Source organism: Marinobacter pelagius (assembly GCF_900114925.1).
Taxonomy (GTDB): Bacteria; Pseudomonadota; Gammaproteobacteria; order Pseudomonadales; family Oleiphilaceae; genus Marinobacter; species Marinobacter pelagius.
Genome location: NZ_FOUR01000003.1, coordinates 15272 through 29673, shown reverse-complemented (window position 1 = coordinate 29673; position 14402 = coordinate 15272). Strand labels below are relative to the sequence as shown.

Genomic DNA, 14402 nt, shown 5'->3' with positions numbered 1-14402 from the left:
GATGAAATCCTTTTCATCTGACCCCATCTTCGACCTAACTCGGGGTCAGAAGAACAAGTTCTTCAGACCCCAGTGCCAGCCGCCAACCCCATCCCACACCCCAAACCTTTGCAGCCCAACCCCCCTTTGGTTTAACCTTCCACTCATACTAAAGGCGTACCCAAAGCAGGTCGTCACTCAAAAGTCATTGGATTCTTCCAATTGCGGCCCAAGGCGTTTCTTCGTCCGGCCGGTTGTCAGCGGGGCAGTGTGTGAAACCATTCAGTGACGGCAAGGCCGCCAACGACGAATTTCAGTCTGCCAATAACGGCCTTCAGCGTGGGGAGCTGGTGCGTGATCTGCTTCGCCAGCGAGTCCGGGTACCATCGATACCGAGCGATATGCTCGCCCGGCCGGTTGTCGATGAGTGGATAAACCAGGCCATATCGCCCAGCCATGCGGTGCTTGTAGAAGCCCCCAGCGGGTACGGTAAATCCCATTCCGTCCTGAGCGCCCTGGGCAACCGCTATGTCAGTGACAAAGAACTCCGCTGGGTCTCACTGACTCCGCAGGATAACGCCCCCACCCGATTCCTGACCCTGCTTTCCATGGCCTTTGACATGCCCGAAGCGCTGGAAAGCGCGTTGCAGGGCGGCGCCGGTTTTTCCGATGCCCTGGCCATGATGCTTGTGGCCCATGCCCGCCAGTCGGATGGTGCCATGCAGGTGCTGGTGCTGGATAACCTGCACAGCCTGAGCAATCCCGCGGTGACGCCATTGCTGCAGCAACTGACCAAAGACCTGCCTGCCAACCTGTGTGCCGTGCTGATTTCCCGCCGTGGCCTGCCGTTTGAAACCCACGGCCTGGAGCTGGAGAACCGGTTTACCCGTCTCGGCCCTTCGGTTTTTGAATTTTCCCGCCCGGAAACTTTCGATTTCTTCAGCCAGGAACTGGCGGCCAACAAACTCACCAGTGTCGCCGTTGATAACCTGTACGACCTTACCGAGGGTTGGGCCACGCCGTTGGCTCTCTACCGCCGCGAAGTGCAGCGGGAGCTGGAACGCAAACCTATCCAGGAAAGCCCGAGCGTGGAACGTTTCCTGAAGGACTCGGTTCTGGGCGGACTGACGCCGGGCCAGGTCCGCTCGGTTCGCGCCATCGCTGAACTCGAGCTTTGTTCCGACGAGCTACTGCTGGCACTCCAGTCGGCGCTGCCCGAGGTTGCTTTGTTGCCCTCCCAGGTGTTTGAGCAGGGCCTGCCAATCCGCCCGATGCCGGGTCGCGGCCGGTGGTATCGCCTGAACCCGTTGATGCAGGAATGGCTGCGAACGTCCCCCATGGTTGGCTACGAAGCCCGGATGACCATTGCCAGCCGCTGGTTTGGCGAGCGCCAGCAGTTCCCTGAAGCCTTGCGTTATGCCCTGCTGGCGGGGAATGGAGATGAAGTAATCCGGATTGCCTCCGAGGGCTCGGAGGCCTTGCTCCTGGGCCAGGACACCGCCTCGCTGCTGCGGTTGCGCAAAAGCCTTCCGGTAACCCTGCTCGAACGCAGCGCCCGTCTGCGGATCGTGTACAGTTGGGTCCACGCCATCGGTGGCCAGTTCAAGCAGGCGAGGGCGCTGCTGGATGATCTCTCCGAGGAAGACCGGGAAGAACACAACGCCCGTATCGCCGCGCTCCAGGCCTTTATCCTGCGGGGTGAGGGCAAGGTGCAGCCTGCCCTGGAAATGGCAGACCAGGCACTTGCGGAGGGCGACCTCTCGCCCCAGGGACAGCTGGTCACCCAGATCGTACGCTCCAGCGCCTTGTGTGCCGCCGGGCAGTTTGCCGAAGCCCGGGAAGCGAACCGGGCTGCCTCACGCCTTGCCAGAGAAGCGGGGGATTCCGGCTCCGAAGCCCTGGCGGTGTATTCCCATGCCCGTATCGAGTTGGGCAAGGGGGCGCTTCGCCATGCTGAACAACTGCTGCGTACCGGCCTGGATACCGCGATGCAGGAGTTGGCACGGCCGGCACGGATTGGTGAAACCCGCCTGCAACTGAATCTTGTACTGGTACTCTGGCACCAGGGTCGGATCGCCGAGGCCGATCGCCTGTTGGTGCTGTGCGGTCGACACGCCGAACAGACCCGGGATCTGGGTCTGCTACTGGCCATGGCCATCCGGGTACTGATCTGCCGGGGCGAGAACCGCCTGGAAGACGCTTTCGTCTGGATCGGCCGTGCCGAGCGCACTATGCATGCCTGGCAGGTGGATGAATCCCTGTTCGTACCGGTTCTGGAAGCCCTGAAAGCTACGTGCTGGCTGGCCCAGAACCAGATCGAAAGCGCTGTCCAGGCCCTCCAGAAACTCCAACCCTACCGGGACAGCGGCTGCGTGCCGGAACTTTTCCCCATGATGCCCGGCCTGCTCGACTGCCTGCAGGTGCGCGTAGACCTGGCGAGAGGGGACGGCATCCGGGCCCGGGAAACCCTCGAGGGCATCCGCGACCGCTACGGCAAGGCCATCCCCTGGGGCGTCGAGCTGCACATCCGCCTGCTGGAAGCCGTATTGCTGAACGAAGAGAAAGGCCTGAACCCGGCCCGCAAGGTCCTGACAGCCGTAGTCGAAGAAGCCGCCACCGAACACTTCATCAGCCCCTTCACCGAACTGCGGGCGGAGCTGCAGGAACTGATGGAGAAAAGCTACGGCCAGCTGGAAGACAGCAAGTTCAAAGACGCCCTGGGCAACCTGTTCGGTATCAAGGCCACCACGACAGGCGCCGAAACCCTCGCCGAACCCATCAGCGACCGGGAGCAGGCAGTGCTGGAACTCATCGCCAAAGGCCTCTCCAACCAGGAAATTGGCGACAAGCTGCATATCTCCCTGCACACGGTGAAGACTCATGCCAGGCGGATCAATGCCAAGCTGGAGGTGAAGTCACGGACGCAGGCGATAGTAAGAGCCCGCGAGCTGGGGCTGCTTTGAGTGAAAAAGGGGTCAGATGGCCCCAGGGGTCTGAAGAAATTCTTTCTTCTGACCCCGAGTTAGCGCCGAACTTCGGAGTCAGAGCCATAAAAATGGGGTCAGATGAAGGCTTTCATCAGACCCCGACCTGGCGCCGACTCCACCCCAGGGGTCTGAAGAAAGCTTTCTTCTGACCCCAAGTTTAACGTCCAAATTGGGGTCAGATGAACAAGTTCATCAGACCCCGACCTGGCGCCGACTCCACCGCCGGGGTCTGAAGAAGTCCCTTCTTCTGACCCCAACTTAGCGTCAAACTCCCAAGTCACCGCCCACCTTCAACTCTTCAATTCGGCGGTCCTTCTCCGCCCAAATCTCGCTAACCCATCGCTGAAACGCCACCCGCGTCTCCCGGTCATTCTCATAATCCATCCCCAGAAACTGCTCCGGCACTTCCCGCACCCTTACATCAATCACAATCCGCCGGATCCGCCCGCACAGGTAATCCCAGAACCCCTTCCGCCCGTCGGGATACACAATGGTCACATCCAGCATGGTGTGGATCATCTCCCCCATGGCCCCAAACACAAAAGCCGTCCCGCCGGCGCGGGGCTTGAGCAGGTGTTTGTAGGGCGAGTTCTGCCGCTTATGCTTTTCCGGGGTAAACCGGGTGCCTTCCATGAAATTAAAAATGGTCACCGGCGTATAGCGGAACTTCTCACAGGCAGCCTGGGTGGCGGCGATGTCCTTGCCCTTGAGCTCCGGGCGCTTGGCGATCTGTTCCTTGGTGTGGCGGTGCATGAACGGGAAGTCCAGGGCCCACCAGGCGATGCCGAGCAGGGGTACCCAGATCAGCTGTTTCTTCAGGAAGAACTTCAGCAGGGGAATGCGGCTGTTGAGCACGTACTGTATGGCGGGAATATCCGCCCAGCTCTGGTGGTTGCAGGTCACAAAATACCAGTGCTCCCGACAGAGGTTCTCCACCCCGCGCACGTCCCACTCCACCTTGTGCAGGATGTCCATCAGCAGGTTGTTGAAGCCAATCCAAACCCAGGCAATGTTATTGAGCACCACGGTGCAGAACTTGCGCACCGGCGTCACCGGGATGATCAGCTTGATCAGTGCGAACAGAAGCAGGAAGGGGAACAGGATCAGGGTATTCAACAAAATCGAAAGTGCCGCCAAAGTCCCCTTCAGCGGTGCAGGCAGAAAATCAAGCATTCCGTGTGTTCTCTGGTTTATTGCGGGTTAGCGGTGTCTGTCAGCCTTCGGCGGCGCTTCCGGTGTCAGCGGCCCGGCCCGGCAGTAACCGGCTCTCGGAGTCGGTGGAGGCCAGCTGCTGCAGGTCGGACGGCGCCTGATCCCTCACCGAATCCCGAAAGTCTTCATCGTAGAAGCCCAGGTTGTTGTAATGGATCATGGACCGGATCTCTTTTACGTATTCTTCGCCGCGCTCGGAATAGCCAAGCAGGCCTTCCGCCATCTCCAGGCCAGACAGGGGATCATCGGAGCGCCGATCCCGTATCCGGATGTCGCGCAGGGTTTGGTAGGTTTCATGCCGGTTCAGGTTCTGGATATAGGCCCGTATCGAGCGATAGGGGGAGGCAAATTTTGCGACTTCATGACTGGCCCCTTCCACCCGGTTCTTCGGCACCAGGCCGCAGCCTTTGGAAAAGCACCACTGACCAAACAGGTTGTTCCCCTTTCGGGCAAAACGGGACGTACCCCAGGCAGATTCGTTGGCGGCCTGGGCAAGCACCAGCGAGGGTGGAATCACATCCAGGCGTTTTTTCAGCAAAGCGAACTGCTCGGGACTACCGGTGGCAGCCTCAATCTTGAGGCTTTTGGCCTGGTCATCGAGCCATTGTTTTTCAGTCGACGTCAGCTCGGATCTCTGCTCCAGCCGCATCAGGTAGCTGCGCTCCAGCAGGATCCGGGAGTTGGCCAGCACGATGCGCGGGTAAAGGAACGAGAAAAACGCAGCTTTTTTCTCAGTGGTGTCCCGATAAGTGGAGAAGTCCGGCAGCGGGTCGTCAGCCCAGTCGGGGAGGGCGGGGAGTTCCCGGAGCGTCACTTCGGAGCCGTCAGAATTCCTGTCACCAAAGTTTCCGGGTGGAATATAGAAACCACCGCCAATTGCAAAGGCAATCATCGGAATCAGGAACAGCAGCGCCCGGCGACCAACAGTCATAGAACCTCTCGTCAAAATGGATATGGCAACGATTATAACAGGTTATGTGGGGAGGACTCTCGCCGGGATTCCCGAACCCTCCGGTCGCCTTAGGGAATCCGGGTTGCCAGCAGCAATCCGACGGCGTGGGCACCGGTACCCGAGCGGTTGAGCCGTAGGTACAGCTGGGAGTGATCGTCCGTGTAGAAGCCGTCCAGTACCAGGCTGCCACTGGTGAGGGAGACGGTGCCGGGACCGGTCTGGGCGTAGGCAAAGGTGGTATCCACGACCGTTTCTGCCGGGGTGGTCACCTCATTGCTATTCACCGTGTTGACCACCGAGATCGCCTCGCCACTCAGAGTAGCGGTGGCCCCGTTAATTACCAGTTCAGCATTATCAAAGTGCCGCAATTCGTTGCTGCCGCCGGAAATACCCATGGAAACCCCCTGAACCCGGTACCGGCCACTTTCCGGGGCGTCCGAGGTGGCCTGTTCGGCGGCCACCAGCAAACCATCCCCAAACGGACTGTTATCCAGATTGAACGCCAGGAAAGAGCCATCGGGGGTACTCGCCCCCACACCCACGTCGGGTTGCTCTTCATCCCCGGACTGGGTCGAAATGTCCAGATTCAGCCGGCCAAGATCCCGTTCGCCAGTACTGAGAATCGAGGTCCGGGGACTGATCAACCAGTCGGTAGCAATCGCCGCAGCCGGCGCCCGGAAAACCGCTCCCGAGTTGTCACGGCTCACGGTGGCCACCTCTAGCGCCTGTACCACATTGCCCTCATCATCAATCACCCAGGTGCCCAGACCACCCTCCAGCTCCAGCGGTGTGGTATCGTCAGCAAACCGCGAGGCCAGATACACCACGTTATAATTCCGGTTATCCAGCACGTCCGCATCAAACTCCGCCTCCCCGGCCGGCCGCAGCAGGTTCAGCTCCAGCGCCGACAGGTAATGGTTCTCCAGCACCGGCCCCCGGGTAAGTGCCTCGCCATCACTCTCCAGCTTGATGGCCTTACCGGCGCTGAAATAGCTGCCAACCACCCGGTCCGGCCCCACAGACTTATCGGCAGGCGGGCTGGTGTAAGCATCCAGGTAATAGGGATTACGGGTCCAGCCAATAATCCGGGCGCTGTCCCGGCCGGTGATGCTCTGGTACAGGGCCCGCCCGGCCAGCAGGCGGGTATCACCAAGCAATGTCGCCGCACCGGGTGAGGAGGCGTGGGTGTTCTGTTCCCAGTAATCCGAGCCGCGCAGGAAGAACTCGTTGCCCTCGGAATGCAGCAGCACCTCCCGCTCATAGGGAATGTCCGTGGCCAGGGAAGTCACCTTGATGTTGAAGGCATCGAAACTGGTCAGGGTTAGCGCCGGGTACACATAGCCAACCCCGTTGCCGTCCTCCAGGCGTTCCTCATAGGCCGTTCGCATGCCCCAGAGCCCCGTACCACTGATACTGGGCTCGGCAAAGCTCTGGCCCAGCTCCACGCCCAGGAATACCGAGTTGTAATCGGCGGAGCTTGCGCTGATCTTGCCGGACGAGCTCTCATCCAGCAGGGCGTAGTCAGCCATGGCGGCCACATAGCGGGCAAAATCCGCCCGGCTTTCCAGCAGTGACAGCGCGCCCGGCACATCCAGGTTACCGGGAATGTCGATCTCGAAGTCATGGACCTGGTCGGCCAGTGTCGACCACACATACTTGTTCAGGCAGAGCTCGCCACTGGCGTCATTCACGCAGTCCCTGATGGTCTCCAGCTCCCCGGGCGTGTAGCTGGCCAGGGTATTGCGCACCAGGTACTCGGAAAACGGATTGATCTTCACATCCCGGTCCGAGTCCGCCGCGAGCGCCCGCATCCGCGCATTGCCGTAGGTGGCCTCGATCACCACATCCGGTGCCAGGGGCTGGCCGTCCGGAAAGGCGATGATGGTATAGCCCTCGGCATCCTCCCGGGTGGTCACGCCCACACTGCCCAGGTTCTGCAGGGAGGTATTGGTGGTGTACACGCTGAGGGTTTCCGGCTGCACGATCCGCAGATTCCGCCGGGTCACCTCGGCATCCGGCGCCACCGCACCCGGCACTTCCAGGGTGATCCGCACTTCGTTGTCTTCAAGGTCGCCGGCATTGCTGGAATCGCCGGTGCTGCCGGAACTGAAATCGTCCAACGGATTCTTTGAGGCGGCGAAGTCATTGGTCTGGGAACGGGCGCCGTCAATGGCATCCTCGCCACTGCCGCAACCGGCCAGTAACAGGGCAGACAGGGAAATCCAGAGTCCGTGCTTGAAGTGCATGTCTGACAATCCGTGCAGAAGATTCAGGTTGTCAGTCTAGCAGCGGTAGAGAAGGGAAATCGTGAGGGAAGGCACGAAACAGGCGCCCGGAAGATCGGGCGCCTGCGAGGGGTCAGGCGATCAGTAGTAGATCTTGATACCGGCCATCACACCTTCATCCAGGTTGATGTCGCCACGGAACGGCGCATCCAGATCGGTGTTCAGGTAACGGTAACCGGCAAACACCTCGGCGTTGCGGATCACCCGGTAGCTGCCGCGCAGCTCGACGCTGGTCATGTCCTCGGAATCGCCGAAGGCCAGAATGTCCGGGGCGTAGTGCAGGCCGCCGGTGAAGGACAGGCCCGGAACCCGGGGTACGTTCACGGTGGCGAAACCACCGATACCCAGGGCACCGCCATCCAGGCTGTCGTCATCCCAGCCGATGCCCCGAACGCCAATACCAGCGGTGGTCGGCAGGTTACCCAGTGCGGTGCGGCCCTGGGCATGGAAGTCCACGTTCATGATGTGGCGACTGCCTTCGTGGTAGGTGTAGCCGGCACCCAGCTGGGTATCGCTGTTGTTGCCCAGGAAGTTGACCTGGCCCTTCACGGAATCGTTGGTCAGGCTCAGATCCACATCGCCTGCGAAGGCCGGTGCAGCGGCCAGGGTCAGTGCCATCAGGGAAACTCTTGAGATTCTCATTCTTCTACCTTCTTGCTGTCGGTTAATTGGTACGCGTCCGATAAAGAATCTTCATCTTCAGCCGGCACCCGGTATTCCTCGTTGGCCCAGGCGCCCAGATCAATCAGTTTGCAGCGCTCCGAGCAGAATGGCCGGTACCGGTTATCTTCGGACCATTCTACGGATTGCTTGCAGGTAGGGCATTGCACAAACATGGCGATTTTTTCAGATTGGTGACGAAATAGCCGGCGGCCAATCCTCAGGTGGCCGCCGATGCGGTGCAGTATTGTTCCAGCACTGCCCGCAGCATTTCAATATTGACAGGCTTGGCGACAAAAGAATCCATGCCGGCCCGGCGGCACCGTTCCTCGTCTTCCTCCATGGCGCTGGCGGTCAGGGCGACCACCGGCACCGGCGGGCGGTTGTGCGTTTTTTCCCATTCCCGCAGGCGGCGGGTGGCCTCGAAGCCATCCACCCGGGGCATCACGCAATCCATGAACACCAGATCGAACGGATGCCATTGCCAGAGGCTGGCGGCAGCTTCGCCATCGTTTGCTGTCATCACATCGCAGCCGAGTTTTTCCAGCAGCCGGCGGGTGAGGGTACGGTTGACCGGATTATCCTCCACCAGCAACACCTTCATGCGGCCACAGGGCAGTTCCCGGCGCTTGGAAGTGTCGGTGACCGCCTGCAGGGAAAACCGGGTGAGGAACCGGCGTTCGTCCTTGTCCGCATCCGTGAACAACTGGTTCAGGATGGCCATGAGGCAGGATTCCCGCAGGGACTTGCTCAGGAAGGCATCGGCGCCAGCCTGGCGGAAATGCTCGGCATCGCCCCGTTGCGGGTTGGAGGACAGGATTAGCAGGCGCATATCGGCCCAGTTGGGATTGCTGCGGATCTGACGGCACAGCAGGTCACTGTCCATATCCGGCACAAAGCCATCGAGGATGATGGCGTCGAACGGTTGCTGGCTGTCCGAGGCCTGGCGCAGGGAGGTCAGCGCCTCACCGGCGGATTTCACCGCCTCGATGTTCACCTCGTAACGGGACAGCATCTCCAGGGTGATCTTGCGGGACAGCTCGTAGGAGTCCACCACCAGGATATGCTTGCCTTTTACCTTACGGGTATCCGGCCGCACCCGGGTAGCACTCTCCGGCGCCACCGGCAGGGTCAGTTCCACCCAGAACGTGGAGCCCTCACCGGGTCGGCTTTCCAGATCCAGGGAGCCGTCCATCAGGTTCACCAGCTGACGGCAGATAGTCAGGCCCAGACCAGCACCCGGCAGCTGACGCTGGAACTGCTGGCCGAGCTGAACGTAGGGCTCGTACACCAGCGGAATATCCTCGGGATTGATGCCTACGCCGGTGTCTTCCACCGCCAGGCGCAACCGGGCTTTCTCATCCCGTCGGCCCAGCACCTCGATGCTGATCAGCACATGGCCGGAATCGGTGAACTTGATGGCGTTGGAGACCAGGTTGAGCAGAATCTGCCGGATACGCACCGGGTCGCCCTTCAGTGCCCAGGGCAGATTTTCATCAATGCGCAGTTCGAGTGCGAGTCCCTTCTCCCGGGCCCGACTGCCGAGCATGTGCACCAGATCGTTCAGGGTTTCCCGCAGATCGAACGGAATCTCCTCCAGCACCAGCTTGCCGGCCTCCATGCTGGAGATATCCAACAGATCATTGATGATGGCGGACAGGCTCTGGGAGGCATTGAGCAGGGTGCTCACGTATTCCCGCTGCTCCTGGTCCAGCGGCGTGTCCGTCAGCAGGTTGGCGTAACCCAGCACCGACTGGAGCGGAATGCGCAGCTCATGACTGACATTGGCGAGGAACTGGTTCTTGGCGTGGTTGGCACGGATGGCCTCGTCCCGCTCACCCTGGGACTGGATGGTGGTCTGCCGGAGCGAGCGGGTGTCCTCAAGAATCTGCAGCCGCATCTTGTTCAGGGCCTGCTCCAGCTCGGACAACTCATCCGGCGATTTCGGCGGTTTGCGGCGCAGCTGCAGCGGATCCACCAGGGCATCCAGGTTCAGCTGGGCGGCGTAATCGGCCATGGCTTCGAGGTGGCGGGAGAGGGTGGCCCGCACAATCAACAGCAGGCCAAAGGTACCCAGCATGACTACGACTGTCACAGACAGCAGAGTCAGCAGGCCGGTTTTCCAGAGTTCATCGTGGATCTGCTGAACCGAAGACACCACCGTGAGGCTACCCACCTCCTGCGGCGGCTGGAAACTGGAACGGTCAAAAATCAGGGGAATGGTCTGGGAAATCACCTTGCCGTCAGGATGGGTGCCGGTGGTGAACTCCTCGCCCGTGGTGGTGGTCACCCGGGCAAACTGGATCGCCGGCACCGCCTTCATGTCATCCAGACTGTTGGCTACCTCACTGAAATTCATCAGCCAGAGGTTATTGCTCATGCTCCCGGCGACCAGCTCGGCGGCCTTCTGCTGGGTATTGATCAGATCATTCTTGCGGCGCTCGAACTCGCCGATCATCTGCACCCCGGTGGCCGCCAGGGAAAGCACCAGGCTGAACAGCAGCACATACACCAGCAGACGCGCTGCCAGCGGCCGAACGCCAAATCGCCTGAAAAACCGGTATGGATACAAGATTGCGACTTCCCTGTGTCGACTACAAATCAATCAAACTAGTTTAACAGACAGTTAGGACCTCGACACGCTTCTCACCATCCTCTGTTACAAACCGGAACCTAACGTTCACATCATACAGATGCGCCCCGTAAATCCGCGCCTCAGCCCGCCCCCGCCGAAACGACGGCCGGGGATCGTAACTCACCACATCCTCGATCAACGCCCGGAAATCCGGATAATCCTCGGAGGGCAGGGCAGCCAGCTGCTGCTCGGCCTCAGCCAAAAACACCACCTCAAGTCTCTCCGTCGGCGGCGAATCCGCCCACCCCAAACTCGCCTCCGGCACCGAATCCGCAAACGGCAAATACGGCTTGATATCCAGAATCGGCGTGCCCTCGATCAGATCATGATTACTGATCCGCAGCACCAGCCTCCCATCCCGACGCGCCAGCCCCTCATTCCGAACCACCGACAACCCCAGACTGTTCGGCCGAAACGGCGAGCGACTGGCAAACACCCCCATCTTCTTGTTCCCCCCCAGCCGAGGCGGCCGAACCACCGGCTTCCACTCCGCCCGAACCGCCTCATGAAACTGGAAAATCACCCAAAGATGCGAAGCCGTCTCCAGCCCCCGAAAGGCATCCTCACGGTCATAGGGGGGCTGAATCACGAGTTCGGCATGAGCATGCCGGGTCAGCCCCGGCTGGCGGGGCACCCCGAACTTGTCCTGAAAACAGGACCTGGTGATAGCAATAGGGGTCACGGCAAGGCCGGGGTCTGAAGAACTCGTTCTTCTGACCCCACTTTCAACCTCCGGGGTCTGATGAAAGCCTTCATCTGACCCCTTCTTCACATCTGCTCCCAAGCTCAACTCCCACCCAGGGGTCTGAAGAAATCTTTTCTTCTTCTGACCCCGAGTTCTATTCCAAAATGGGGTCAGATGAAAGTTTTCATCAGACCCCTGAGTTACTTCTGACCCCGAGTTAGCGGTCCAAGTTGGGGTCAGATGAACACGTTCATCAGACCCCTGAGTTAACCCCGAGTTAAATTTCCAAACCCCAGGGGTCTGAAGAATTCATTCTTCTGACCCCAACTTCACGGTCAACCATCACCGCCGATCAATAGTCCCAGCAAAATACATCTCAATCCTTAAAACCACCGAAGCCCGATCCTTGAAGCTCTCCTCCCGCGGAAACGTCAACGCCGGAATCACCTCCCCGAACAACCAGTCACTATGCAACCGATACCGCCAGGTCAGATCCACAAACGCCGACGTCGTCCGCCACCCGGGCTTGCTCTCACCAAGCACCCCAAGCCGGGGAATCAACGTCGAGCGGTTATCCACCGCCTTCCGAACACTGAAAATCTGCGCCGCCAGAAACTTCTCATCCGAGTGCACATACTCCAGCTCGGAGGAAGACTGGAACCGCCAATCATCCCCCACATACCGACTGGCCCCGAACCACGTCCGGGAACCCCAGCCTTCCTGATGGAAATAATAAATCCGCTGCTGCAGACTCCCGGCCCAGTCCTCATCCAGCTGCCAGCCCTTGCCAGCCGTCACCCGCCAGAACGCATCCGGCGGAAACCGCAGCCGGCCACCAATATCGGTAGAAAGGTTAATAGCATCCCCAATCTGCGTCAGATACCGCAACGCACCGGTCGTCTCCGTCTCCGTCCGCTCCGGCTCAGTCAATTGCCGGTCCCGCTGCCGCTCCTCCAGCGGAATCAGCTCCTCGCTCTCACTCTCGATAACAATCCGAAGCTTGCGCTTGGCGGTGGGAATATCCAGCCGGAAACGGGCCTCCGGCTCGAACGACGCCAGGTTGCTGTACTCGGATTCAGCAGCTAACCCCAGGCGCAGATAACTTTCGTTGTTCGGCAACGCCTGCTGAGAGCCCGACAACGTCCTATCCGCCCAGGCACCAAGCCATTGCACCCGCGGCCCCTGAATACGCTCCTGGCGCAACACCCAGTTGGAAAACGTCAACCAGTAGGATTCCTCCGGCTCCGCCCAATACTCCTCGGGAGAAAACGTATAGAACGAAGGCCCCAGCTTCTCAGGCGCCAGAATCTCGGGAACAGAACGCTGATGCACCTCAAACACCGGCTCCGCAGCGCGTCCGGGAAGGGAAGCAAAAACCAGAAGTGACAAAAACCCGGCCGGGTAACAGCGGCGCAAACAGTCAGCCAAAATCCACCAGGAACTTCTCGTGCAATTCACGAACCTGACGCTCCACATCATCCATGGGCCGATCATTATCAATAATAGCGTCAGCTTTCTCCAAACGCTTCTCCCGAGGCATCTGAGCCGCAATAATCCGCTCCACCTGATCCCGCTCATTGGCATCCCGAGCCATCGTCCGCTCAATCTGCGTCTCCACCGGGACATCCACGACAATGATTCTGCTGACCAGGTTGTGCTGATCGGTTTCCAGCAGCAGCGGAGAAACCAGCAATACATAGGGCAGAGCATACCCTTCAGGCTTGAGCTGGCGGATCAGCTCCTCTCGGATCATCGGATGAAGCAAACCCTCCAGCCAAGTGCGTTCCTCAAGGTTAGCAAACACAATCTGCCGAAGCTGGGCGCGATCCAGGGTGCCCTCAGCGGTGAGGATGTCTTGGCCGAAGTGCTCAGCAATCTGCCCAAGCCCAGGGGTGCCAGGCTCCACAACCTCGCGGGCAACATCATCCGCATCCACCCAGTGAACCCCAAGCTCACCAAACATGCGAACGACGGTGGACTTCCCAGAGCCAATCCCCCCCGTAAGCCCGATAATAGCCGGGGTCTGCCCTAGCTCTGGGGGCTGGTCTAACTCAGGGGTCTGATGAAAAGCCTCCGGCTTTCCATCTGACCCCATCTTCGCGCTGTCACCCATGCTCAAACCCCAAGATAAGCAAACCAAGCCCTTTGAATAGCATCCCCAAACCACAAACAAAGCACCCCAGCCGCCGCCAAATAAGGCCCAAACGGAATCGGCACCTCCCGCCCATGCTTCCGGAACACCATCAAACTAATCCCAACAACCGCTCCAACCACGGAGGACAACAAAATCACCGCCGGCAACAATTGCCACCCAAGCCACGCCCCAAGCGCCGCAAGCAGCTTGAAATCCCCATGCCCCATGCCTTCCTTGCCAGTCACAATCTTGAACAACCAGTAAACCGACCAGAGCGAAAGATAACCAACCACAGCCCCCCAGAACGAACTGGTAAAGTCCGTCAAAACCCCAAAGAAGTTCAACACCAACCCAAGCCACAGCAACGGCAAGGTGATGCTATCCGGCAACAACTGCGTATCAAAATCAATAACCGTCAACGCCACCAGCGCCCAGACCAGCAACAACGCCCAAAGCGCCGCCTCAGTCGGCCCCAGCAGGTAAACCGTCAACACCGAAAATAGCGCCGTCACCGCCTCGATAATCGGGTACCGAGGCGAGATCCGTGTCTTGCACGAAGCACACTTGCCTCCCAGCACCAGATAACTGATCACCGGAATATTCTCCCAGGCCCGAATCTTGTGGCCACAGGAAGGGCAGGTGGACGCCGGCTTGGATAGCGTAACCGGCTCTTCCTTCTTCCGCTCCTTATCCGGAACCTCCAGAAACTCCTCACACTGACAACGCCAGTCCTGATGCATCATCTTGGGCAGGCGCAGGATGACTACATTTAGGAAGCTGCCGATGCAGAGGGAAACGAAAGTGACGGTGAGGTAAAGGAGCCAGGGGGTGTTGAGGTAGACGTCGAGGAACTGCATTGAGAGCCTTGATTGA

At 59.7% G+C, this 14402-nt stretch carries 11 protein-coding genes; 1 reads left to right on the top strand and 10 read right to left on the bottom strand.

Going from position 1 to position 14402, the window contains the following annotated elements; all coding sequences use genetic code 11:
- Positions 1-251: 251 nt before the first annotated feature.
- On the top strand, positions 252-2942 hold the full coding sequence (locus tag BM254_RS07125) for a LuxR C-terminal-related transcriptional regulator (protein WP_092000882.1): 2691 nt from the start codon (positions 252-254) through the stop codon (positions 2940-2942).
- Between the two features lie 288 nt (positions 2943-3230).
- Here BM254_RS07125 and BM254_RS07120 read toward each other — a convergent pair whose 3' ends face one another.
- From BM254_RS07120 to BM254_RS07075, 10 genes are all read right to left on the bottom strand, one after another.
- Entirely contained in the window at positions 3231-4139 is a 909-nt protein-coding gene (locus tag BM254_RS07120) for an acyltransferase (protein ID WP_092000879.1), read from the bottom strand.
- Positions 4140-4179: 40 nt separating this feature from the next.
- Positions 4180-5109: a glucosaminidase domain-containing protein gene (locus BM254_RS07115; protein ID WP_092000877.1), complete on the bottom strand. Its 930-nt coding sequence runs from the start codon at positions 5107-5109 to the stop codon at positions 4180-4182.
- 89 nt (positions 5110-5198) lie between these two features.
- Positions 5199-7376: a hypothetical protein gene (locus tag BM254_RS07110; protein ID WP_092000874.1), complete on the bottom strand. Its 2178-nt coding sequence runs from the start codon at positions 7374-7376 to the stop codon at positions 5199-5201.
- 120 nt (positions 7377-7496) lie between these two features.
- A complete protein-coding gene (locus BM254_RS07105) occupies positions 7497-8057 on the bottom strand; it encodes a YfaZ family outer membrane protein (protein WP_092000871.1) in 561 nt (186 codons plus the stop codon).
- Complete coding sequence (gene yacG / locus BM254_RS07100; protein ID WP_092000867.1) at positions 8054-8251, bottom strand: DNA gyrase inhibitor YacG; 198 nt, start codon at positions 8249-8251, stop codon at positions 8054-8056. Before yacG ends, BM254_RS07105 begins: the two co-directional genes overlap by 4 nt.
- 44 nt (positions 8252-8295) lie before the next feature.
- On the bottom strand, positions 8296-10533 hold the full coding sequence (locus BM254_RS07095) for a response regulator (RefSeq protein ID WP_425434486.1): 2238 nt from the start codon (positions 10531-10533) through the stop codon (positions 8296-8298).
- Between the two features lie 157 nt (positions 10534-10690).
- Positions 10691-11383 carry a tRNA (N6-threonylcarbamoyladenosine(37)-N6)-methyltransferase TrmO gene (gene tsaA, locus BM254_RS07090; RefSeq protein ID WP_175497237.1) on the bottom strand — a complete coding sequence of 231 codons (693 nt, stop codon included), beginning with the start codon at positions 11381-11383 and terminating at the stop codon, positions 10691-10693.
- A 354-nt stretch (positions 11384-11737) separates the two neighbouring features.
- Positions 11738-12727 carry a hypothetical protein gene (locus BM254_RS07085; protein WP_092002169.1) on the bottom strand — a complete coding sequence of 330 codons (990 nt, stop codon included), beginning with the start codon at positions 12725-12727 and terminating at the stop codon, positions 11738-11740.
- Between the two features lie 88 nt (positions 12728-12815).
- Positions 12816-13508, bottom strand: a complete 693-nt coding sequence (gene coaE / locus BM254_RS07080; protein WP_281248035.1) for a dephospho-CoA kinase — start codon at positions 13506-13508, stop codon at positions 12816-12818.
- 2 nt (positions 13509-13510) lie between these two features.
- Entirely contained in the window at positions 13511-14386 is an 876-nt protein-coding gene (locus tag BM254_RS07075; RefSeq protein ID WP_092000858.1) for a prepilin peptidase, read from the bottom strand.
- Between the last annotated feature and the right edge of the window lie 16 nt (positions 14387-14402).

Bases quoted from the DNA above. Each gene is read 5' to 3' on its own strand.
- BM254_RS07110 (WP_092000874.1), bottom strand. From the start codon at position 7,376: ATGCACTTCAAGCACGGACTCTGGATTTCCCTGTCTGCCCTGTTACTG.
- yacG (WP_092000867.1), bottom strand. From the start codon at position 8,251: ATGTTTGTGCAATGCCCTACCTGCAAGCAATCCGTAGAATGGTCCGAA.
- BM254_RS07120 (WP_092000879.1), bottom strand. From the start codon at position 4,139: ATGCTTGATTTTCTGCCTGCACCGCTGAAGGGGACTTTGGCGGCACTT.
- BM254_RS07105 (WP_092000871.1), bottom strand. From the start codon at position 8,057: ATGAGAATCTCAAGAGTTTCCCTGATGGCACTGACCCTGGCCGCTGCA.
- coaE (WP_281248035.1), bottom strand. From the start codon at position 13,508: ATGGGTGACAGCGCGAAGATGGGGTCAGATGGAAAGCCGGAGGCTTTT.
- BM254_RS07075 (WP_092000858.1), bottom strand. From the start codon at position 14,386: ATGCAGTTCCTCGACGTCTACCTCAACACCCCCTGGCTCCTTTACCTC.
- BM254_RS07115 (WP_092000877.1), bottom strand. From the start codon at position 5,109: ATGACTGTTGGTCGCCGGGCGCTGCTGTTCCTGATTCCGATGATTGCC.
- BM254_RS07095 (WP_425434486.1), bottom strand. From the start codon at position 10,533: ATGATCGGCGAGTTCGAGCGCCGCAAGAATGATCTGATCAATACCCAG.